General features: G+C 71.6%; 19 protein-coding genes. 8 read left to right on the top strand and 11 right to left on the bottom strand.

What is annotated here, in order from left to right:
- The first annotated feature begins 12 nt into the window (after positions 1-12).
- From RJQ01_RS05260 to RJQ01_RS05245, 4 genes are all read left to right on the top strand, one after another.
- Positions 13-1,470 (top strand): magnesium transporter MgtE N-terminal domain-containing protein, encoded by a 1,458-nt coding sequence (locus tag RJQ01_RS05260; RefSeq protein WP_350475677.1) that lies wholly within the window; start codon positions 13-15, stop codon positions 1,468-1,470.
- Complete coding sequence (locus tag RJQ01_RS05255; RefSeq protein WP_350475676.1) at positions 1,467-2,090, top strand: DUF1003 domain-containing protein; 624 nt, start codon at positions 1,467-1,469, stop codon at positions 2,088-2,090. The genes RJQ01_RS05260 and RJQ01_RS05255 overlap by 4 nt, the downstream gene beginning before the upstream one ends.
- Complete coding sequence (locus RJQ01_RS05250) at positions 2,087-3,229, top strand: Mrp/NBP35 family ATP-binding protein (RefSeq protein ID WP_350475675.1); 1,143 nt, start codon at positions 2,087-2,089, stop codon at positions 3,227-3,229. The genes RJQ01_RS05255 and RJQ01_RS05250 overlap by 4 nt, the downstream gene beginning before the upstream one ends.
- Positions 3,230-3,594: 365 nt before the next feature.
- Positions 3,595-4,521 carry a LysR family transcriptional regulator gene (locus RJQ01_RS05245; protein ID WP_350475674.1) on the top strand — a complete coding sequence of 309 codons (927 nt, stop codon included), beginning with the start codon at positions 3,595-3,597 and terminating at the stop codon, positions 4,519-4,521.
- A gap of 13 nt (positions 4,522-4,534) precedes the next feature.
- Here the strand turns inward: RJQ01_RS05245 and RJQ01_RS05240 are convergent, their stop codons facing one another.
- Entirely contained in the window at positions 4,535-4,906 is a 372-nt protein-coding gene (locus RJQ01_RS05240; protein ID WP_350475673.1) for a sec-independent translocase, read from the bottom strand.
- Between the two features lie 63 nt (positions 4,907-4,969).
- Between RJQ01_RS05240 and RJQ01_RS05235 the strand changes: the two genes are divergently transcribed.
- Complete coding sequence (locus RJQ01_RS05235; RefSeq protein WP_350475672.1) at positions 4,970-5,602, top strand: O-methyltransferase; 633 nt, start codon at positions 4,970-4,972, stop codon at positions 5,600-5,602.
- A gap of 25 nt (positions 5,603-5,627) precedes the next feature.
- Here the strand turns inward: RJQ01_RS05235 and RJQ01_RS05230 are convergent, their stop codons facing one another.
- From RJQ01_RS05230 to dapE, 3 genes are all read right to left on the bottom strand, one after another.
- Positions 5,628-5,795: a DUF3117 domain-containing protein gene (locus RJQ01_RS05230; protein WP_152581927.1), complete on the bottom strand. Its 168-nt coding sequence runs from the start codon at positions 5,793-5,795 to the stop codon at positions 5,628-5,630.
- 105 nt (positions 5,796-5,900) lie between these two features.
- On the bottom strand, positions 5,901-7,292 hold the full coding sequence (locus RJQ01_RS05225; RefSeq protein ID WP_350475671.1) for a hypothetical protein: 1,392 nt from the start codon (positions 7,290-7,292) through the stop codon (positions 5,901-5,903).
- Complete coding sequence (dapE, locus tag RJQ01_RS05220; protein WP_350475839.1) at positions 7,274-8,386, bottom strand: succinyl-diaminopimelate desuccinylase; 1,113 nt, start codon at positions 8,384-8,386, stop codon at positions 7,274-7,276. The genes RJQ01_RS05225 and dapE overlap by 19 nt, the downstream gene beginning before the upstream one ends.
- Before the next feature lie 30 nt (positions 8,387-8,416).
- Here dapE and dapD point away from each other — a divergent pair, with 30 nt between their 5' ends.
- Complete coding sequence (gene dapD / locus RJQ01_RS05215; protein ID WP_350475670.1) at positions 8,417-9,418, top strand: 2,3,4,5-tetrahydropyridine-2,6-dicarboxylate N-succinyltransferase; 1,002 nt, start codon at positions 8,417-8,419, stop codon at positions 9,416-9,418.
- 333 nt (positions 9,419-9,751) lie between these two features.
- On the opposite strand, the gene RJQ01_RS05210 is transcribed toward dapD, so the two are convergent.
- The 6 genes from RJQ01_RS05210 to RJQ01_RS05185 all read right to left on the bottom strand — a co-directional run bounded on the left by RJQ01_RS05210 (position 9,752) and on the right by RJQ01_RS05185 (position 15,334).
- Entirely contained in the window at positions 9,752-11,038 is a 1,287-nt protein-coding gene (locus RJQ01_RS05210; protein ID WP_350475669.1) for a citrate synthase, read from the bottom strand.
- Between the two features lie 178 nt (positions 11,039-11,216).
- Entirely contained in the window at positions 11,217-12,341 is a 1,125-nt protein-coding gene (gene dapC / locus RJQ01_RS05205) for a succinyldiaminopimelate transaminase (RefSeq protein WP_350475668.1), read from the bottom strand.
- On the bottom strand, positions 12,338-12,655 hold the full coding sequence (fdxA, locus tag RJQ01_RS05200; RefSeq protein WP_350475667.1) for a ferredoxin: 318 nt from the start codon (positions 12,653-12,655) through the stop codon (positions 12,338-12,340). The genes dapC and fdxA overlap by 4 nt, the downstream gene beginning before the upstream one ends.
- A complete protein-coding gene (locus tag RJQ01_RS05195; RefSeq protein WP_350475666.1) occupies positions 12,652-13,077 on the bottom strand; it encodes a hypothetical protein in 426 nt (141 codons plus the stop codon). Before RJQ01_RS05195 ends, fdxA begins: the two co-directional genes overlap by 4 nt.
- The gene (locus RJQ01_RS05190; RefSeq protein ID WP_350475665.1) at positions 13,070-14,182 is read right to left on the bottom strand and encodes a branched-chain amino acid aminotransferase; all 1,113 of its coding nucleotides are present in this window, start codon (positions 14,180-14,182) and stop codon (positions 13,070-13,072) included. The genes RJQ01_RS05195 and RJQ01_RS05190 overlap by 8 nt, the downstream gene beginning before the upstream one ends.
- 102 nt (positions 14,183-14,284) lie before the next feature.
- Positions 14,285-15,334, bottom strand: a complete 1,050-nt coding sequence (locus RJQ01_RS05185) for a 3-isopropylmalate dehydrogenase (RefSeq protein ID WP_350475664.1) — start codon at positions 15,332-15,334, stop codon at positions 14,285-14,287.
- Positions 15,335-15,597: 263 nt separating this feature from the next.
- Here RJQ01_RS05185 and RJQ01_RS05180 point away from each other — a divergent pair, with 263 nt between their 5' ends.
- Positions 15,598-15,843 carry a DUF6458 family protein gene (locus RJQ01_RS05180; protein WP_350475663.1) on the top strand — a complete coding sequence of 82 codons (246 nt, stop codon included), beginning with the start codon at positions 15,598-15,600 and terminating at the stop codon, positions 15,841-15,843.
- A gap of 27 nt (positions 15,844-15,870) precedes the next feature.
- Here the strand turns inward: RJQ01_RS05180 and serA are convergent, their stop codons facing one another.
- Positions 15,871-17,463 carry a phosphoglycerate dehydrogenase gene (gene serA / locus RJQ01_RS05175; protein WP_350475662.1) on the bottom strand — a complete coding sequence of 531 codons (1,593 nt, stop codon included), beginning with the start codon at positions 17,461-17,463 and terminating at the stop codon, positions 15,871-15,873.
- 198 nt (positions 17,464-17,661) lie between these two features.
- Here serA and RJQ01_RS05170 point away from each other — a divergent pair, with 198 nt between their 5' ends.
- Positions 17,662-18,906: a molybdopterin molybdotransferase MoeA gene (locus RJQ01_RS05170; protein WP_350475661.1), complete on the top strand. Its 1,245-nt coding sequence runs from the start codon at positions 17,662-17,664 to the stop codon at positions 18,904-18,906.
- Positions 18,907-18,944: the final 38 nt, after the last annotated feature.

The raw sequence follows: 18,944 nt of genomic DNA, 5'->3' as shown, positions 1-18,944 counted from the left end.
TAAGGTTTAGCCGTGAGCGCCTCGACCGTCTTCGTCGCCCGGCTCAACGGGTGCTCCGTCTTCGACCCCGCAGGCGACCGCGTCGGCAAGGTGCGCGACGTGCTCGTCGTGTTCCGCCCGACCGAGTCTCCCCGCGTCGTCGGCCTCATCGTCGAAGTGCCCGGGCGCCGCCGCGTCTTCCTCTCCATCGGCCGCGTCACGAGCATCAGCAGCGGGCAGATCATCACCACAGGGCTCATCAACCTGCGCCGCTTCGAGCAGCGCGGCGGCGAAGTGCGCGTTCTCGCCGAACTCGTCGGCCGCACCATGCGGTTCCGCGAGGGCGGCGGCACCGCCGTCATCGAAGACGTCGCGATCGAGGAGTCCGGCCCCGGCGAGTGGGCCGTCGAGCAGCTCTTCCTGCGCAAGCCCCGCTCGGTGCCCGCACCGTTCACGAAAGGCCAGAGCGTCTTCGCCAAGTGGAGCGACGTCACCGAGGTGACGAGCAGCACCGAGCCGCAGAGCGCCGAGAAGCTCATCGCCGAGTACAACGACCTGCTGCCCGCCGACCTCGCCACCACCCTGCTCGAGCTGCCGGACGGCCGCCGACTCGAGGTCGCGGAGGAGCTGCCCGACGAGCGCCTCGCCGACGCCCTCGAGGAGATGCCGGAGGCCGACCAGGTCGCCCTCCTGACCCGCCTCGACGACGAGCGCGCCGCCGACGTGCTTGATCACATGGAGCCCGACGACGCGGCCGACCTGATCGCGCAGCTGCCCGTCCTGCGCGGCGAGGCGCTGCTCGACCTCATGGAGCCCGAAGAGGCGCAAGACGTCCGCTTCTTGCTCTCCTACGACGCCGACACCGCCGGCGGCCTCATGACGACCGAGCCGATCATCGTCTCCGCCGACTCCACCGTCGCCGAAGGCCTCGCGCTCATCCGCCGCCACGAGCTCGCGCCCGCCATCGGGGCGGCCATTTGCGTCACTCTCCCGCCGTACGAGCCGCCGACCGGCCGGTACCTGGGCATGGTCCACTTCCAGAGGATGCTCCGCTACCCGCCGCACGAGCGCCTCGGCACCCTCCTCGACCAGGGCATCGAGCCGGTGACGCCGGAGACATCGGCCGCCGAAGTCTCCCGCCGCCTCGCGAGCTACGACCTCGTCTCCCTGCCCGTCGTCGATGAGACCCGGCGCCTGGTCGGCGTCGTCACGATCGACGACGTGCTCGACTATCTCCTGCCCGACGACTGGCGCAGCACCGACGAGCACTCGCCCGAGCCGCCGCGCACACCCGCACGCGGCAAGGCCCGTGGACGCGTACCCGGGTCTGCGGCGCCCGCGCGCGATCGCAGCACGACTGTCGGCGAGCATCCCGCCCCCGGCCGTTTCAGCACCGCCAACCCCAGCACGCGCGCGGTGCCCATCGTGCGGCCCGACGCTCCGACCTCGCAGCCGCCCGGCACCGACGCGCGCCCGGGTGATCGACCATGACCGCCCGCGACCGCGACGCGGGCCGGCGTCGCACCACGCGCGACGCGCGCAGCCTCTCCGCTCCCAAGGGCCTGCGCGCCGGAATCCTGCCTCGGTTCTCGAGCCGCGACCGGTTCGGCCGCTTCACCGAAGCCGTCGCACGCGGCATGGGCACCCCGTGGTTCCTCGTCGCGCTCTCCGTCTTCGTCGCCGCGTGGATCACCTGGAACACGATGGGCCCCGAGCCGCTGCGCTTCGACTCGCTCGCCCTCGGATTCACCGCGCTCACGCTCATCCTGTCCCTGCAGGCGTCGTACGCCGCCCCGCTCATCCTGCTGGCGCAGAACCGGCAGGACGACCGCGACCGCGTGCAGATCGAGCAGGACCGGCAGCGGGCGGAGCGCAACCTCGCCGACACCGAGTACCTGGCGCGCGAGGTCGTCTCGTTGCGGCTCGCGATGAAGGACGTCGCGACGAAGGACTTCATCCGCGCCGAGCTGCGCGCGCTGCTCGAAGAGCTTGACCGGGACGAGACTCCTGACGAGGGCGAGACCGTCGACGGCGCGTCCTCCTCCGACGGTCGGGGTCAGCGCACGGACGGTCGCGGGCCACGCACCCCCGGCGAGGGCCCCGCCCAGTGACGGACGACACGGCGGCGAGCGCACTCGAGCAGCGCGTCCTCGCAGCACTCGGGCGCGTCATCGACCCGGAGATCCGGCGACCGGTCACCGAGCTCGACATGATCGACGGCGTGCAGATCAGCGCAGACCCCTCGGGCGCGACACGGGCCGACGTGCGGTTGCGACTCACGATCGTGGGCTGCCCCGCCGCCGACCGTATCGAGAGCGATGTTCGCACCGCGGTGTCCTCCGTCGACGGCATCGATGACGTCGCGGTCGAGGTGGGCGTCATGGATCGCGCCACGCGGGATGCCCTCATCGACCGCCTGCGCGGAGACCGCCCGCGCGGCCACCCCTTCACACCGGATGCGCTGACTCGCGTCATCGCCGTGACGAGCGGCAAGGGCGGCGTTGGCAAGTCGACCGTCACCGCCAACCTCGCGGTCGCGCTCGCCCAGCGCGGCCTGCGGGTCGGGCTCATGGATGCCGACGTTTTCGGGTTCTCCATACCGGGCATCCTCGGCATCCCCGATGCGAAGCCGACCCGCGTCGGCGAGATGATCATGCCGCCGCGTGTGCACGGCGTCGCCGTCATCTCGATCGGCATGTTCGTCGACCCGCACACCTCGGTCTCGTGGCGCGGGCCCATGCTGCACCGCACGGTGGAGCAGTTCCTCACCGACGTGTACTTCGGCGACCTCGACGCTCTCGTGATCGACATGCCGCCCGGCACGGGTGACGTCGCCATCTCGATCGGGCAGCTGCTGCCGCACGCGGAGGTTCTCGTCGTGACGACTCCGCAGAAGGCGGCGGCGGATGTCGCCGAGCGCTCCGCGCTCGTCGCGCGGCAGACCGGTCAGACGGTGATCGGCGTCGTCGAGAACATGACCGGCTACGTGCAGCCCGACGGCAGCGTGCTGGAGCTGTTCGGCGCGGGCGGAGGCGACGAGACGGCGGCGCGGCTCAACGTGAACGTGCTGGCCCGCGTGCCGCTCAGCCTCGCGCTGCGCGAGGGCGGCGACGCCGGCGTGCCGATCGTGCTGCGCAACTCGAGCGGTGCGGACGATGCGGCCGCCCAGGCGATCCGCGAGCTCGCCGACCGCGTGGTCGAGCGGGGCCGTGGGCTCGCCGGACGCTCGCTCACCGTCACTCCGCGCTAACGCCCCGGCCTCGACCCACACCGGTTGTGAGGGCTCACCGGTTCTGCAGGCTCACTGGTTATGCGGGCTCACCGGTTCTGCGGGCTCACTGGGCTCGCGCGGGGACCCGCCCGTAACCGTCGCGCGCCGTCACGACGGCAGTGGCAGTCACGGCGACGATGGCCAGTGCGGCGAAGACGATTCCGATGATCATGCGAGTGAGCTCCTTCTGCGTGGGCGTGCTGCTGACACCCGGCCGAGGGCGGCCAGGCTATGCCCGCCGCGATGCGGCGAGCCGATGTTCTGTGCTGAACAGTGCCCAGTCCACCGCAGATTTTTATGTAGCACAATCGATAGTTGCTTCACGTAACGTGTAGCTTCTCTACATGGATGTGCGCCGCCTCGAACTGCTTCGCGAGCTTGCCGACCGCGGCACGATCACCGCCGTGGCCGCCGCCACTCACCGCACCGCCTCGGCCGTGTCGCAGCAGCTCAAGCTGCTCGAGGCCGAAGCCGGTGTGCCTCTCACCGAGAAGGAGGGGCGGGGCATCCGGCTCACCGGCGCCGGACGCGCGCTCGCCGAGACGGCGCGCAGGATCGCCGTCGCGATCGAGTCTGCCGAAGCGCTGTGGTCGGAGTACAAGCAGACTCCGAGCGGCACCGTCACGCTCAGCACCTTCCCGACCGCGGGTCAGATGCTGCTGCCTGGCGTGCTCACCGCGCTCGAGCGCGAACCCGCGCTGCGTCTGCTCGTGACCGATCAAGACCTCCCGCTCGCCGACTTCGCCGAGCTCACGCCCGACTTCGACATCGTGCTCGCCGACTCCCAGGGCGTGCCCTCGCACTGGAACGAGCGGGGGCTCACGACCGTGCACCTCATGACCGAGCCGTTCGACGTGGCCCTGCCGGCCGGTCATCCCCTGCTCGAGAAAACGGTGCTGACCCCCGCCGACGTCGCCGACCACCCCTGGATCGGCGCACCCGTCGGCTACCCCTACGACCGGTGGCTGGACGCGCTGGGCGCCGCCGTCGGGCGCGAACCGCGCATCGTGCAGCGCATCATGGACAATCTCGTCGTCGAGGGCCTCGTGGCCGCGGGCCTCGGCCTCGCGATCCTGCCCCGCTTTACCACCCGCAGCCACGGCAGCGACATCGCTACGCGGCCCCTCGTCGGCATTCCCGCCGAACGCCAGATTTCAGCCCTGCTACGCGCAGACCGCGCCGAGCGCCCGAGCGTGCGGCGCGTCCTCGCGCTGCTGCGCGCCGAGGGCGACCGCGTCGCCCAGCGCCACCGCATCGTCGGCGTGCGCTAGTACCGGGTGCGCGCTACGTGGCCTCGACGTCGAACGGCGCTGGCTTGCCCTCCCTGATGAGACGCTGACGCTGCGCGTACGCCGACTCGCGCTTCGGAGCCGCGACCGTCGGCGAAGTCGGCTTCTCCTCGTCCTCGAGGAGCGCCTCGCGCACGATGCGCCGCGGGTCGTACTGACGCGGGTCGAGCTTCTTCCAGTCGATGTCGTCGTAGTCGGGGCCCATCTCCTCGCGCATGCGGTCTTTCGCACCGCTGGCCATGTCGCGCAGGGAGCGCACGAGCCGCCCCAGCTGCGCGGCGTACATCGGCAGACGATCCGGGCCGATGAGCAGCACGGCGATGAGACCGATCAGCAGCAGCTTCTCGAACGTGAGGCCTAGGGACACCCCTCGAGAATAGCCGGGCGAGACCGTGTCTTCGCCCTAGGCTGGGCCCGACGAGGAGTGCGCGTGCCGAGCAAAGAGCTGACCTGGAAGTACGTCGAGGAGACCACGGTCGAACCCGACGTGATCGTGCGCGCTCGCGCGCAGTCGGTCGAGCAGGGGATCGACGCCGTAAGCCCGGCCACAGGAGCCCAGCTCGCCCTGCTCTGCGGTGCCGTCGATGCCCAGTCGATCATCGAGATCGGCACCGGACTCGGCGTCAGCGGGCTCTGGATGCTCAGCGGCGCGCCGCACGCGCACCTCACCTCGATCGACCTCGAGGCTGACCATCACGAGGTAGCCCGCGCGGCCTTCACCGACGCCGGGCATCCCGCCTCACGGGTGCGCCTGATCACCGGCCGCGCCCTCGAGGTGCTGCCGCGCATGAACGAGGCCAGCTACGACGTGGTGCTGGTCGATGGAGATGCGGCGAGCATCCTCGAGTACATCGCCCACGCCATCCGGCTCGTGCGGGTCGGTGGGCTCGTGCTCGTGCCGCACGCACTGTGGCGGGATTTCGTGCCCGAGCCGGCCAAGCGCGACGGTGTGACCGCGCAGCTGCGCGGAGTTCTGCGCGAGCTGCGTGAATCCCCTGCGGTGCGCATCGCCGTGCTGCCGGTCGGCGACGGACTGCTGCAGATCCTCACCCTGCCCGAGTAGCCGGGCCGGGCGAGACGAGCCTGAACTAGGAAATCGCGGCTGCGAGCGCGTCGTGCAGCTCCTGAGCCTCGGCGTCGTTCACCGACACCACGAGGCGACCGCCGCCCTCCAGGGGCACGCGCACGATGATGAGGCGACCCTCCTTGACAGCCTCCATCGGTCCGTCTCCGGTCCTGGGCTTCATGGCTGCCATGGTGGTATCCCCTTTCACTGAGATTTCCCCTCCATTATCCCGCATCCGCCGACATTGCCTAAATCGACGGGATGCGCGGGGCCGGGGCCGCCCGAGCGAGCAGGCTCACGGCGGAGTCCAGTCGTAGCCGTCGACCCACCAGCCCAGGTGCACCCACAGCACCTGGCCCGCGACGCCGAGCCCGATCGCGAGCACCGCGAGCACCACGCGCAGGGCCGCGGCGACCGAGGGCGGCAGACGGCGCCCCACAGGCCCCCGCCCGGTGCTGAGCACCCCGAGAGCGATCGCGCCGAGCACGGGGGCGAGCGGCACGAGCAGGCGGAACGTGCTCGACTGCGGGAAGAACACGGCAAGTAGGTACAGCGAGTACGCGACGATCCAGCACCGCAGCTCCACGGGCATGCGCCGCATCGCCGGCAGCGCGAACGCGCACGCGGCCAGCAGCAGCACCGTCGCGAGCGCGATCGGCCCGAGCGCATCGCCGAGCCACCACTGCGCGCCCTGCCACCACGGCGTGAAGGGCACGAGGTGCACGTCGCCGAGGTACGGCCGGCGCCACGCGAGCTCGGTGTCGGTATACCCGAGGAGGTCCCCGGTCGCGAGGGCGACGATGCCCGGCCACGCGAGGCCGGCGAGGCCGGCGACGGCGGTGACGCTGAGCAGAGTGACGCGCTCCCGCATCCCGAACGGCTCGAGGCCGCCTCGCGCCCGCCACCACCGCCACAGCCAGACGAGCGCGAGCAGCAGAGCGAAGGCGAGCCCACTGGGGCGGGTGAGCGCCATCACCGTCACGACCACCGCGAGAGGCACCCAGTGGCGTTCGAGCACGAGCAGCAGCGCGAGGAACAGCAGGGCCAGGTGCAGTGCCTCCGCGTAGGCGACCTGGTAGATCGGCGACAGCGGGGCGACGCAGAACAGTGCCGTGCCGAGCATCGCCGCCCCCGCGCTCATCCAGCGCCGCAGCAGAGCGTGCAAGAGCAGCGCCGCAGCACCACCCGCGACCACCGAGATCGTCACCGCGACAGCCGCGAAGTCGGTGGCCGAGCCTCCGCCGGTGACGGTGAGCCCCGCCCGCACGAGCATCGGGTAGACGGGCATGAACGCCCACGCGTTCTCCTGGGCGAGGCCGTCGGAGTCACGCGGAATCTCCTCCGGGTAGCCGACCGCCGCGATGATCCAGTACCAGTGGCCATCCCACAGGCGCGCGAAGTCCAGGTAGCCGGCGCTCGCATCCGTCCACGGGTTCGCCTCCTGCCGGGCCGCGAACGACAGCAGGATGCCCGTGGTCACCACCCGAGACGCGCTGTAGAGCGCGAGCACCCACGCCCACCACGGAACGCGGCGGACGGCGGCCCGGAATCGAGCGGGGCGCGTGGCACGGACGCCACCGGAGGGCGCCCCGACACCACCCGGTCGTGCCGCGCGGCTCGGCGCGGCCCGCACGGCGCCCGCCGACGTGCCCCCGGCAGGCACCGGGTCTAGGCGCCGCTCAACCACGCGCGCAGCCCGCGCTCGCAGGCGAGGATCTGCTCGACCGGCACCCGCTCGTCGTCGGCGTGCGCGAGCGACCCGTCGCCGGGACCGTAGTTGACCGCGGGGATGCCCAGCGCGGCGAAGCGCGCGACGTCGGTCCAGCCGTACTTGGGGGCGGGCGTGCCGCCCACGGCGGCAACGAAGTGCTGCGCGAGCGGAGCATCCAGGCCGGGGCGCGCCGCGGCGGACTCGTCGGTGACGACCATTTCGAGGCCGTCCGCGTGGCCGTCACCGGGCAGCAGCACCGAGCGCACGTGCTCGAGAGCCTGGGCGACCGACTTGTCGGGGGCGAAGCGGTAGTTGACGGTGAGCACGGCCTCGTCGGGGATGACGTTGCCGGCCACACCGCCGCTCACACCCACGGCGTTGAGGCCCTCGCGGTAGGCGAGCCCGTCGACCTCGACCGTCGCCGGCTCGTAGGCGGCGAGAGCCGCGAGCGCCGGGGCGAGAGCGTGGATGGCGTTGACCCCCATCCACGACCGCGCCGAGTGGGCCCGGCGCCCGGTCGCGCGCAGCTCGACGCGCACCGTGCCGTTGCAGCCGCCCTCCACGACACCGTTCGAGGGCTCGCCGAGGATCGCGAAGTCGGCCGCGAGCAAGTCGGGATGGGCACGCGCGAGACGACCCAGGCCGTTGAGTGTCGCCTCGACCTCCTCGTGGTCGTACCAGACCCACGTGACGTCGTGCGCGGGCGCGGTCAGCTCGACGGCGAGGGCGAGCGCGACCGCGACGCCGCCCTTCATGTCCACGGTGCCGCGCCCCCACAGGGTGCCGGTGCGCTCGTCGCCCTCGAGCCGGGTCGGAAGGTTGGCGTTGATCGGCACGGTGTCGAGGTGGCCCGCGACGATCACGCGCTGGGCCCGGCCGAGCATCGTGCGGGCGATGATCGCGTCGCCGTCGCGCGTCACCTCCAGGTGGGGCGCCTCGGCCCGCAACGTCGCCTCGAGCGCGTCCGCGAGCATCCGTTCATCGCCGGAGACGCTGGGCAGGTCGCACAGCGCGCGGGTGAGGGCGACGACTCCGGCGCGCACGGGAAGGCTGGCGGTCACGCCCTCCAGCCTAGTTCGGCGCCCCGGTAGCCTGGACTCATGGCCTCGAGCAGCTCCCCCGCCCCCTCAGACACCGCCGCGCACCGCGGCCCGACCTCGGCGTGGGGCTACGGCCTCGCCACCGTGCGCGCGAGCGACGGGGAGGTGCTCGACACGTGGTACCCCGCACCGCGCCTGGGCGCTCTGCCCGAGGGCCGCGACCCGTACATCGTCCCCGCCGAGATCGCGCGCCTGCAGGGCACGGACGAGCGGCGTGGCGTACGCCTCGAGGCCCGCACCGTCGAGATCGAGCTGGATGCGCCCCCCGCCTCCACCCCCGACGTCTACCTGCGCCTGCACCTGCTCAGCCACCGCCTCGTGCTGCCCAACACCATCAACCTCGACGGAGTCTTCGGCCACCTGCCGATCGTGATGTGGACGACCGGCGGCCCCGTGCACCCCGACGACATGGATGCCCTGCGCCCGCTCCTGCAGCGCGCAGGCCTCTCACCGCTGGGCATCGACAAGTTTCCGCGCATGCTCGACTATGTCACGCCGCCGCGCGTGCGCATCGCCGACGCCTCGCGTGTGCGCCTGGGCGCCTACGTCTCGCCCGGCACCACGGTCATGCACGAGGGCTTCATCAACTTCAACGCCGGCACGCTCGGCGCCTCGATGGTCGAGGGCCGCATCAGCCAGGGCGTCGTCGTGGGCGACGGCACCGACATCGGCGGCGGTGCCTCGATCATGGGCACGCTCTCCGGCGGCGGCACGCACCGCATCGCGATCGGCGAGCGCGCGCTGCTCGGCGCCAACAGCGGCATCGGCATCTCGCTCGGCGACGACTCCGTGGTCGAGGCGGGGCTCTACGTGACCGCCGGCCAGAAGGTCTACGTGGTCGACGGCACGGTCGGGCCGGATGGCCTGCCTCGCGCCGTCAAGGCGGCCGAGCTGAGCGGGGTCGCGGGGCTGCTGTTCCGCCGCAACTCGCTCACGGGAGCCGTCGAGGTGCTGCCCCGCACGGGTGCGGGCGTGCAGCTCAACGAGGCCCTGCACGCCTGAGTCGCGGTGCGGGATGCTCGGCCCGAGCATCCCGTAGGCCCGGGTTGCCGTGCCAGCGCGCTCGGGCAGCCCCGCTCGGGCATCTCCCGGCCTCACTAGCCGGGCTCGCGCGATCGGGCAGCCCCGCTCGGGCATCCGGAGGGCGACGTCGACGCCGATCGCACCTCGCACGGGCCTGACGGCGTGCCGGGTCGCCCGCCGCGGCGTGCCGCGCGGCGTGTGCGATCGGAGTCGAGGGCCCGACCGTGCAGGCAGCCCCGCGGGCAGCCGCACAGGCAGCCGCACAGGCAGCCGCACGACGCGCCGCGCGCGGCCGGGTTCGCGGGTGTGCGGCTAGCGCTGGGGCCAGTCGCGCGCGGCCGAGCCCGTGTAGAGCTGCTGCGGGCGACCGATCTTCGTGCGCGGGTCGTCGTTCATCTCGCGCCAATGGGCGATCCAGCCCGGCAAGCGCCCGATCGCGAAGAGCACCGTGAACATGCGCGTCGGGAAGCCCATCGCCTTGTAGATGACGCCCGTGTAGAAGTCGACATTGGGGTACAGCTTGCGCTCGATGAAGTAGTCGTCGGCGAGCGCGATCTGCTCGAGCTCGCGCGCGATGTCGAGCAGCGGGTCGGTCATGCCGAGGTCGGCGAGCACGGCGTCCGCGCTCTCCTTGACGAGCTTGGCGCGCGGGTCGTACGACTTGTAGACGCGGTGGCCGAAGCCCATGAGCTTGACGCCGTCCTCTTTGTTCTTGACGCGCTCCACGAACCGCTCGACGCTCTCCCCGCTCTCACGGATGCGCCCGAGCATGCTCAGCACCGACTCGTTCGCGCCGCCGTGCAGCGGGCCCGAGAGCGCGTTAATGCCCGCCGAGATGGAGGCGAACAGGTTGGCCTGGGTGGAGCCGACGAGCCGCACCGTGGAGGTGGAGGCGTTCTGCTCGTGGTCCTCGTGCAGGATGAGCAGGCGCTCGAGCGCCAGCGACAGCACGGGGTTGATCTCGTACGGCTCGGCCATGGTGCCGAAGTTGAGGCGCAGGAAGTTGTCGACGAAGCTCAGCGAGTTGTCGGGGTACAGGAAGGCCTGACCGACCGACTTCTTGTGCGCGTAGGCGGCGATGACCGGCAGCTTGGCGAGAAGGCGGATGGTGGAGATCTCCACCTGCTCGGGGTCGTGCGGGTTGAGCGAGTCGCCGTAGTAGGTCGACAGCGCTGACACCGCGGAGGAGAGCACCGACATGGGGTGCGCCTGGTGCGGGAGCGAGTCGAAGAACCGCTTGAGGTCCTCGTGCAGGAGCGTGTGCCGCCGCACTCGCGAGTCGAAGGCCTCCAGCTCGGAGGGCGAGGGGAGCTCGCCGTAGATGAGCAGCCAGGCCACTTCCAGGTAGGAGGCGTTGGCCGCGACATCCTCGATGGCGTAGCCGCGGTAGCGCAGCACGCCGTTGTCGCCGTCGATGTAGGTGATGGCGCTCTGTGTCGACGCGGTGTTGACGAATCCGTAGTCGAGCGCGGTGAGCCCGGTCTGCTTCGTCAGCGTGGAGACGTCGATGCTGGAAGCGCCGTCGACGCTCGTCAGGATCGGGAACTCCGCGGTTCCTCCCGGGAACTGCAGGGTGGCCTTCTGATCGGCGTCGCTCACTGCGCCTCCTCGCGTTGGTCGTGTCCGGGTGGGACGTGTCCTCTTCGGTCGTGTGTCCGCGTCGGACGGTCCTGGGAGAGGGCCTCGCAGCGCGCCGGGGTGCGGCGTCGTGCGGAGGTGGCCCGCTTACAGCCTAGGCGCAAATGGGAGCCAGTGCGCCACCCGCCAACGCGCGCGCTCAGGCGTTGGAGGATGATGCCAAGCGCGCGGCCGCCGCGGCGATGCGCTCGTCGCTCGCGGTGAGGGCAAGACGCACGTGGCGCGACTGCTCTCCCTCGTAGAAGGTGCCGGGAGCGACAAGGATGCCCCGGTCGGCAAACCAGCGCACGGTGTCGAGGGCGGGCTCGTCGCGCGTGCACCACAGGTAGAGGCCGGCTTCGGAGTGGTCGATGCGCAGGCCCACGGTGCGCACGGCGTCGGCGAGGGCATCTCGTCTGGTGCGGTAGCGCTCCTTCTGCTCGGCGACGTGCGCGTCGTCGCCGAGGGCGGCGATCATGGCCGCCTGCACAGGCGCCGGCGGCAGGAGACCGGCGTGCTTGCGCACCTGCAGGATGCTGCGCACGAGCTGCTCGTCGCCGGCGAGGAACGCGGCACGGTAGCCGGCGAGGTTCGACTGCTTGCTGAGCGAGTACACGCTGAGCACGCCCTCCGCCTCGCGAGCCGGGCCGTGGCCGACGATACGGGGGTCGAGGATGCTCGGTGCGGGCGACGTCGCCCACGAGCCCTCCCACCCGAGCTCGGCGTAGCACTCATCGTTGACGATCACTGCGCCCAGGTCGCGGGCTCGCGCGACCGCGGCCCGCAGGGCGTCGACGTCGAGCACCGCGCCCGTGGGGTTGCCTGGGCTGTTGAGCCACACCAGGCGCGTCTCGGCCGGCCAGGTCGCGGGATCGTCGGCGGCGACGGCGGTGGCGCGCGCGAGGGCCGCGCCGACCGCGTACGTCGGGTAGGCCACCCGCGGGTGCACGACGACGTCACCAGGCCCGAGACCGAGCAGGAGCGGCAACCAGGCGACGAGCTCCTTCGAGCCGATGGTGGGCAGCACCGAGTCGGGGCCGAGCCCGCGCACTCCGCGTCGGCGGGCGTACCAGTCGATGATCGCGTCGCGCAGCGCGGGCGTGCCGGTCGTGGCGGGGTAGCCGTGCGCGTCGGTCGCGGCCTGCAGGGCCTCGCGCACAAGCGCGGGCGTGGGATCGACGGGCGAGCCGACTGAGAGGTCGCACAGGCCGTCGGGATGCTCACGGGCCCGCGCCGCGTGAGGCGCGAGCGAGTCCCAGGGAAAGTCGGGGAGCGCCAGGCTCACTGCTGCGGCGGCAGCGCGGCGACGATCGGGTGGTCGTAGTGGATGACGCCGACCTTCGCGGCTCCGCCCGGCGAGCCGATCTCCTTGAAGAACTCGACGTTGGCCGTGTAGTAGTCGGCCCACTTCTCGGGGGTGTCGTCCTCGTAGTAGATGGCCTCGACGGGGCAGACCGGCTCGCACGCACCGCAGTCGACGCACTCGTCGGGGTGGATGTAGAGCATCCGCTCGCCCTCGTAGATGCAGTCGACGGGGCATTCGTCGATGCAGGCGCGGTCTTTGAGGTCGACACAGGGGAGGGCGATGACGTAGGTCACGGTGCAGTCGGGTCCTTCTCTTCGGGGGTCTCCCCCATGCTAACGGCCCTCACCCGGGAGAGCCGTGCAGTGTCGGGCCAGGCGAGCACGACGAGCGCGATGAGGGCGACCCCGAAGGTCCAGGAGAGGCCGACGAGGTTGCCGGGCACGAGCACCGTGCCGCCGGTGGGCAGGCTCAGGACGGCGCTCATTCCGGCGACGCCGAGCGCACCCGTCGCGGCGGGCGATCGCACGGATGCCCAGCTGCGCAGCCCCGCGAGGAACAGGCCGACCGTGCCGAGAGCGAGGAGGAGTCCGATCGGCGGCAGCGACTGGTGCACGAACGTTCCGATGAACCCGAGCGCCGCGCCGAGCAGCAGGACGATCGCGAGAACGCCCGCCTGCGCCCAGCCGGGCATGCGGGCGAACTCGTGCTCAGGCATCCAGGCGCAGCAGCCAGCCGTGCGGGTCGGGACGGCGACCGTACTGGATGTCGGTGAGCTCTTCGCGCAGCGACATCGTGAGCTCGCCGGGCGTCGCGTCGGGCGAGCCGATGGTGAAGTCGCGTGCGGAGAGCATGCCGATGGGGGTGATGACAGCCGCGGTACCGCACGCGAACGCCTCGACGATGTCGCCGCTCGCGACTCCCTCGCGCCACTCGTCGAGCGAGACCTGGCGGCGCTCGACGGTGTGCCCGCGGTCTTCGGCGAGCTGCAGCACGGAGTTGCGCGTGATGCCGGGAAGGATCGAGTCGCTCTGCGGCGTCACGAGGGTTCCGTCGCGCGTGACGAGCACGATGTTCATGCCGCCGAGCTCCTCGAGGTAGCGGCCTTCGACCGAGTCGAGGAAGAGCACCTGCTGGCAGCCGTGCTCGGCGGCCTCGGCCTGCGCGACGAGCGAGGCGGCGTAGTTGCCGCCGGTCTTCGCAGCGCCTGTGCCGCCTTTGCCGGCGCGGGAGTACTCGGTGGAGAGCCAGATGGAGACGGGGCTGATGCCGCCATGGAAGTACGCGCCGGCGGGCGAGGCGATGACGTAGTAGGCGACCTTGTGGGCGGGTCGCACGCCCAGGAAGGCTTCCTTGGCGAACATGAACGGACGCAGGTACAGGCTCGTCTCGGGCGCGGTGGGCACCCAGTCGCCGTCGACGGCGATGAGCTGCCGCAGCGATTCGATGAAGTACGCCTCGGGCAGCTCGGGCAGTGCCATGCGCCGCGCTGAGGCCTGCAGGCGCCGCGCATTGGCGTCGGGGCGGAACGACCAGATGGAGCCGTCGGCGTGTCGGTACGCCTTGAGCCCTTCGAAGATCTCCTGCCCGTAGTGCAGCACGCTCGCGGCGGGGTCGAGCGAGATCGGGCCGTAGGGCTGCACGCGGGGTCGATGCCAGCCGCCGTGCTCGCTCCAGCACACGTCGACCATGTGGTCGGTGAAGGTCTTGCCGAACCCCGGGTTCGCGAGGATCGCTGCGCGATCGGCGTCGCTCACCGCGGACTCGTTGCGTGTCACCGCGAACGTGAGGTCTTTCTGGGCCAGGGGTAGCGAGATCGTCATGGTGTGTCCTCGGCAGGTCGACGGCGGCGCATCTGCGCACCGGTGAAGCGTTGCTCTAGCGTACTCCGGGCTGCCGCAGGGCGCCCGTGCGGGATGCCCCGCTCAGGCCGTGGCCGCCGCCGCGATCGCCTGGCCGATCTCGGTGGTGCTGCGCGGGGCCGAGCCGCGACCGGCGAGGTCGGCCTCGACGGCGCGCGTCACGCGCGCGGCGGCGTCGCTCAGGCCGCTCTGCTCGAGCAGGAGGGCCACGGAGAGGATCGCGGCGGTCGGGTCTGCCTTCTGCTGGCCGGCGATGTCGGGAGCGGAGCCGTGGACCGGCTCGAACATGCTCGGGTACTGGCCGCTGGGGTTGAGGTTGCCCGAGGCGGCGAGGCCGATGCCGCCGCCGATCGCGGCGGCGAGGTCGGTGAGGATGTCGCCGAAGAGGTTGTCCGTCACGATCACGTCGAAGCGTGCCGGATCGCTGACCAGGAAGATGGTGGCCGCGTCGACGTGGAGGTAGTCGACGGTCACGTCAGGGTGCTCGGCGGCGACCTCGGTGACGATGCGCTGCCACAGGCCGCCGGCGTGCACGAGCACATTGGTCTTGTGCACGAGCGTGAGCCGCTTGCTGCGCGCCTCGGCCTGGGCGAAGGCGAAGCGCACGACGCGCTCAATGCCGTAGGCCGTGTTGACGCTCAGCTCGTTCGCGATCTCGTGCGGGGTGCCCACGCGCAGCGCTCCCCCGTTGCCGACGTACGGCCCCTCGGTGCCTTCGCGCACGACCACGAAGTCGACCTCGCCGGGGTCGGCGAGGGGCGAGGTGACTCCCGGCAGGATGCGAGTGGGGCGCAGGTTGACGTGGTGGTCGAAGGCAAACCGCAGCTTGAGCAGCAGGCCTCGCTCGATGATGCCGCCCGCAAGCTTCGGATCCCGCGGGTCGCCGCCGACGGCTCCGAGCAGGATGGCGTCGTGACGCGCGAGCCTCTCGATGGTCTCGTCACTGAGAACCTCCCCGGTGGCGAGGTAGTGGGTCGCCCCGAGCGGGTAGTCGGTCTGCGTGACGGTCACCTCCTCTCCGACGGCGGCGCGCAGCACGCGCAGGGCCTCGGCGGTGACGTCGGGTCCGATGCCGTCGCCGGCGATGACGGCGAGGTCGAGGGTGCGGGTCACAGGGATCCTCCGATGGTTCTCGTGAGCGGGTGCGAACACGTTCGTCTGCGGCGATGCCGGGGCGGCCGCCTCGGATCCTCACCACCAGGCCTCGATCAGACAACTCTCAGACAACGGCGCAGTAGCGCGCTATTCCGCGGAACACGCGCTCTCAGCGTAGCGTCTCGCCGCAGGTTCGCCGCCTCGTGGGGCTCGCCAGGAACCCTCCTGCGCGCTACCGTCGCTCTCGACTCCTACCGGGGTCTCAACGAAAGGACCACGTCATGAGCATTGGTTTCGGAATCTTCCTCTTCGCCGTCGGCGCGATCCTGTCGTTCGCGGTCACCGCGACCGTCGAGGGCGTGGATCTCGTCATGGTCGGCTACATCCTCATGATCGCCGGTGGCGTGACCACCGTGATCGGCCTGATCCTGATGGCGCGCCGCCGGTCCGCGACGCAGGAGACGACCGTCGATCCCGCCTCCGGCGAGCGCACGACGCGCCGCACGACGACCGACCCCGTCGAGTAGGGACGAGCCGCGGGGCGAGCGGCGCGGTCACACCTCGTAGAGCGTGATCTCGCGCAGGAACGAGGCGTCGATCTCGCCCCGCAGTCGTTCGAGCAGGTCGTCCGGCACCTGGGAATCGACGGTCAGCACGCTCAGTGCTGGCCCGCCCGCGGTGTGCCGGGCGATCTGCATGCCCGCGATGTTGATCTGGGCCTCGCCGAACTCCTTGCCGTACACCGCCACGATGCCCGGCCGGTCGGTGTAGAGCATGACGATGAAGTGCTCCGCCATGGGCACCTCGACGTCGTAGCCGTTGATCTCCACGATCTTCTGCACCTGCTTCGCGCCGACGAGGGTGCCGCTCACCGACAGCTGCGTACCGTCGACGAGGGAGCCGCGGATCGTCAGCAGGTTGCGGTACTCCTCGCTCACCTCGTCGGTGATGAGGCGCACCTCGACCCCGCGTTGCTCAGCGAGCAGGGGCGCGTTGACGTAGCTCACCTGCTCGGAGGAGATCCGGCCGAAGATGCCCTTGAGGGCGGCGAGCTTGAGCACTCCCACGTCGTGCGCGACGATCTCGCCGCGCACCTCGACGTCGATGCTCGCGAAGGAGTGATCGGCGAGGCTCGCCCACACCTGGCCGAGCTTCTCCATCAGCGGGATGCCCGGCCGCACACTCGGGTCGATCGTGCCCCCGGCAACATTCACAGCGTCGGGCACGAGCTCGCCGTCCAACGCGAGGCGCACCGACCTGGCCACGGAGACCCCGGCCTTCTCCTGCGCCTCATCGGTGGAGGCGCCGAGGTGCGGGGTGAGCTGGATGGTGGGCAGGTCGAGCAACGGGGAGCCCTTCGGCGGCTCGCTCACGAACACGTCCAGGCCTGCGCCCGCGATACGGCCGCTGACGAGAGCCTCGTGCAGGGCATCCTCGTCGATGATGCCGCCGCGGCTCGCGTTGACGATGCGCAGGGTCGGCTTGGCCTTCGCGAACTCGGCGGTGCTGATGAGGTTCGTCGTCTCGGGCGTCTTCGGGATGTGGATCGTGATGACGTCGCTGCGCTCCATCAGCTCATCGAGCGTGACGAGGGTGACGCCGAGTTGCGCGGCGCGCGCGGGCGCGACATAGGGGTCGTAGCCGAGCAGCTCGACCTCGAAGCCCGCGAGGCGCTGGGCGACGAGCGTGCCGATGCGGCCGAGGCCGACGATGCCGATCGTCTTCTCGTAGAGCTCGAAGCCGGTGAAGGCGGAGCGCTTCCACTCCCCCGCCTTCATCGAGGCATTCGCGTCGGGGATGTGGCGGGCGAGAGCAAGAATGTGCCCGACCGCGAGCTCGGCGGCGCTCACGACGTTGCTCGTGGGCGCGTTCACGACCATGACCCCGGCCTCGGTCGCCGCCTTGACATCCACGTTGTCGAGCCCGACGCCGGCCCGCGCGACGACCTTCAGGGAGGAGCCCGCGGCGATCGCCTCGGCGTCGACCTGCGTCGCCGAGCGGATGAGGATGGCGTGAGCCTCGGGCAAGGCGGCGAGCAGGGCGGCGCGGTCGGTGCCGTCGACGTGGCGCACGTCGAAGTCGGGCCCGAGAGCGTCGACGGTGGCGGGAGACAGCTGTTCGGCGATGAGCACGACGGGCTTGGACACGAGTGGGACCTCACGGGGGGTGTCGACAGGGTGGACGGGCTGCGGGCGAGCTCGAGGGCACGCACAGGGCGATCACGGGGCGCGGTGGCGGGGCGCCGTAGGCCTGTCCCTCCAGGGTAGTGGAGCGCTCGCGACGCCTTCGACCGCGCGGCACCGCGTCGGCCCGCCATCGCCGGGCTGACCGGCTAGCGTGAGGCCATGGCCGGCACGTCACGCATGCGTAGCGTCGAGGAGCACCTCGACAGCATCCTCCGCGGTCTGGATCCGCTCCCAGCGGAGACCGTGGTCCTCGACGCGTCCCTCGGGCGCGTCCTCGCACAGGAGGTGACCGCTCGGACAGCCATTCCCCCGTTCGACAATTCGGCGATGGACGGCTACGCCGTGCGCGCGGAGGACGTGCGCGGAGCATCCGCGACCTCGCCCGTGATCCTGCCGGTCGCGGCCGACCTGCCCGCCGGCGCCGCGGCGGATGCCCCGCTCGAGCCCGGCACGGTCGCGCGCATCATGACGGGGGCGCCCGTGCCGCCCGGAGCCGACGCGATCGTGCCGATCGAGCACACCGACGGGGGCACAGCGACCGTGCGCGTGCACCGGGAGGCCGTGCCGGGCGCGCACCTGCGGCGCGCGGGCACCGACCTCGCGGCCGGGGCGACGGTGCTCTCGCCCGGCGCCGTGCTCAGCTCGCGGGCGATCGCCGCGGCGGCGAGCGCCGAACGATCCACAGTGCTCGTGCTCGCCCGCCCGCGCGTCGCCGTCATCTCGACCGGCAGCGAGCTCGTACCGCCCGGCGAGCCGACGCGGCACGGGCAGATACCCGACTCGAACTCCTTCCTGCTCGCGGCCGCCGTCGAGGAGGCGGGCGGCACGGCCCTGCGGCTCGGCTCGGTGGCGGACGACGTCGACGCCCTGAGGTCGCTGCTCGAGCGGGCCGCGCGCGAGACGCACGCGATCGTGCTCTCGGGCGGCGTGAGCGTCGGCGCCTACGACGTGGTGAAAGAGCTGCTCGCCCCTCTCGGAGTGCGTTTCGGCACCGTGCGCATGCAGCCGGGCAAGCCGCAGGGCTTCGGGCGCTGGGTCGACGGCACGCCCGTGTTCGCGCTGCCCGGCAACCCGGTGAGCGCAGCCGTCTCGTTCGAGGTCTTCGTGCGGCCCGCGCTGCGCCGCCTGCAGGGGCTCGCCGAGCTGGAGCGCTCTCGACTGCGGGGCGAGGCGGCGGTCGGCTGGCGCACGCCGCAGGGCCGTCGGCAGTACATCCCGGTGACGATCGAGCGGGATGCCGCGGGTGCGGTGCGCGTGCGCCCCGCGACCGCGGGCGGCTCGGGCTCGCACCTGGTGGCGAGTCTCGCGCTCGCCGACGGGCTCGCGATCGTCGACGCCGACGTCGAGGAGGTGCGCACCGGGGACGCCGTCGAGGTGCTCGACTGGCGGGACGGCCCGGGCTAGCGCGTGAGCGACGGCGTCGTCTGCGGGGCAGCCGCCGG

The sequence above is a fragment of the Microcella sp. genome (genome assembly GCF_040286215.1).
In the GTDB taxonomy this organism is placed as follows: Bacteria; Actinomycetota; Actinomycetes; order Actinomycetales; family Microbacteriaceae; genus Microcella.
This window is presented reverse-complemented; position numbering and strand designations above follow the sequence as displayed.

Bases quoted from the DNA above. Each gene is read 5' to 3' on its own strand.
- RJQ01_RS05255 (WP_350475676.1), top strand. From the start codon at position 1,467: ATGACCGCCCGCGACCGCGACGCGGGCCGGCGTCGCACCACGCGCGAC.
- RJQ01_RS05245 (WP_350475674.1), top strand. From the start codon at position 3,595: ATGGATGTGCGCCGCCTCGAACTGCTTCGCGAGCTTGCCGACCGCGGC.
- RJQ01_RS05230 (WP_152581927.1), bottom strand. From the start codon at position 5,795: ATGGCAGCCATGAAGCCCAGGACCGGAGACGGACCGATGGAGGCTGTC.
- dapD (WP_350475670.1), top strand. From the start codon at position 8,417: ATGGCCTCGAGCAGCTCCCCCGCCCCCTCAGACACCGCCGCGCACCGC.
- RJQ01_RS05195 (WP_350475666.1), bottom strand. From the start codon at position 13,077: ATGCCTGAGCACGAGTTCGCCCGCATGCCCGGCTGGGCGCAGGCGGGC.
- RJQ01_RS05190 (WP_350475665.1), bottom strand. From the start codon at position 14,182: ATGACGATCTCGCTACCCCTGGCCCAGAAAGACCTCACGTTCGCGGTG.
- RJQ01_RS05180 (WP_350475663.1), top strand. From the start codon at position 15,598: ATGAGCATTGGTTTCGGAATCTTCCTCTTCGCCGTCGGCGCGATCCTG.
- RJQ01_RS05170 (WP_350475661.1), top strand. From the start codon at position 17,662: ATGGCCGGCACGTCACGCATGCGTAGCGTCGAGGAGCACCTCGACAGC.